We start from the raw sequence: 1,405 nt of genomic DNA on the forward strand, positions 1-1,405 counted from the left end.
CTAGATTTGCGACAGAACCTAGAAATTCTAAATAAAACACTGTTCATAATGTTTATGATTAGATAGTATTTATAGGTTTGATGAATATTAACTATGGAAAGAATTATGAATAAGTGGATTGTACTTTCAACTCTGTTTTCGACCTTCTCTTACGGTGCCTTAGACCTTTCTAACTCTGATTTATCAGCGGGAGACTTTGATGTACCAGAAGCCATCTCGTTGGAACAACAAAACATCGTATGTGAAAGTGTTGTTTGTAATTCTGTCTCTGAACCTAAATCTGTTCCGGTTGTTGGCGACGTACCTGAACGCGAGCCGAATCAAACGTTAGAAAATCTCGCGAGTGCGATTTATTTCGTCGGTGAGATTGGGTTTGCGGAAAACCTGTCGACTCCAGAATACGAGCAATTCTTCGAAAACTAATTCAAGGAGTGTGGCAGAGTATTGGCACAGCTTGTTTCTGTCGCAAACTTTGAGCCTTTTAGTTAAGATTCGCTTAATTTCCATTCATGATACTGATTCTTAATGTTTAAAGGTTGCCACTTTCCCTCTGAAGTTATTCTCGAAACCGTACGTTATTATCTCGCCTATAAGCTCAGTTATCGTGAAATCGAAGAGATACAATTAGAGCGTGGAATCATTGTGGATCACGCTACTATAAATCGTTGGGTTATCAAATTTACACCAGTATTGGAGCATAGAGCGAGGCGTAGAAAGAAGCCGGTGTCTGACTCGTGGCGTATGGATGAAACCTACATCAAAGTAAAGGGTAAATGGGTCTACTATTACCGAGCCGTCGATAAATTTGGAAATGTGATTGATTATTATATTAGCCCGAACCGTGATGAGGCAGCTGCTAAAGCCTTTCTGAATAAGGCCATTTCACAAAATGGTTTACCAAGCAAAGTCGCCATAGATGGAAGTAAGAGTAACTACGCGGCCATTGATTCAATGAATGTTCAGTTTTGGTTGACGGGTTATTTCATGCTCTCATTGGTAGAGATTTTGGACATTAAATATCTGAACAATATCGTTGAGCCGAGTCACCGTTGGGTGAAGCAGAAAACACGTCAAGCTCTAGGTTGGAAGTCAACGGAAGGAGCTTTGGCCAGTTTGCATGGGCGTGAAGTGTGGACGATGTTGAAACAAGATCAGATAGATGTTGAAGGCCAGACAGCCTTTGAGCGATTTTACGCACTCGCAGCATAATTGTATCTGTCGGATTGGACTGTCACGCCTCTAACTAGATTTGCGACAGAACCGTCTTGCCGTAGATTTAAGTTGCCTCTATTTTTCAACAATACCCAGCGTGAGCGCTTGACCCATTGCCTCGCTTTTTTATCTTGCTTGAGTTTGTTGGCTTGGTCGACTCTGACTCTATCCATCACCTCACGACCGAACTTAG

At 41.6% G+C, this 1,405-nt stretch carries 2 protein-coding genes and 1 pseudogene; 2 read left to right on the top strand and 1 reads right to left on the bottom strand.

The features are described from left to right. Nucleotides 1–105: 105 nt before the first annotated feature. Nucleotides 106–423 carry a hypothetical protein gene (locus AB4507_RS11465; protein ID WP_372129196.1) on the top strand — a complete coding sequence of 106 codons (318 nt, stop codon included), beginning with the start codon at nt 106–108 and terminating at the stop codon, nt 421–423. A gap of 102 nt (nt 424–525) precedes the next feature. Further along, nucleotides 526–1,209, top strand: a complete 684-nt coding sequence (locus AB4507_RS11470) for an IS6 family transposase (RefSeq protein WP_372182704.1) — start codon at nt 526–528, stop codon at nt 1,207–1,209. A gap of 56 nt (nt 1,210–1,265) precedes the next feature. On the opposite strand, the pseudogene AB4507_RS11475 reads toward AB4507_RS11470, so the two are convergent. Beyond that, nucleotides 1,266–1,405: pseudogene (locus AB4507_RS11475) on the bottom strand (ISL3 family transposase); the annotation flags it as partial.

The sequence above is a fragment of the Vibrio sp. 10N.222.54.A3 genome, from assembly GCF_041474095.1.
Taxonomy (GTDB): Bacteria; Pseudomonadota; Gammaproteobacteria; order Enterobacterales; family Vibrionaceae; genus Vibrio; species Vibrio crassostreae_C.

Coding starts and splice junctions, on each gene's coding strand:
- AB4507_RS11470 (WP_372182704.1), top strand. CDS start 526: ATGTTTAAAGGTTGCCACTTTCCCTCTGAAGTTATTCTCGAAACCGTA.
- AB4507_RS11465 (WP_372129196.1), top strand. CDS start 106: ATGAATAAGTGGATTGTACTTTCAACTCTGTTTTCGACCTTCTCTTAC.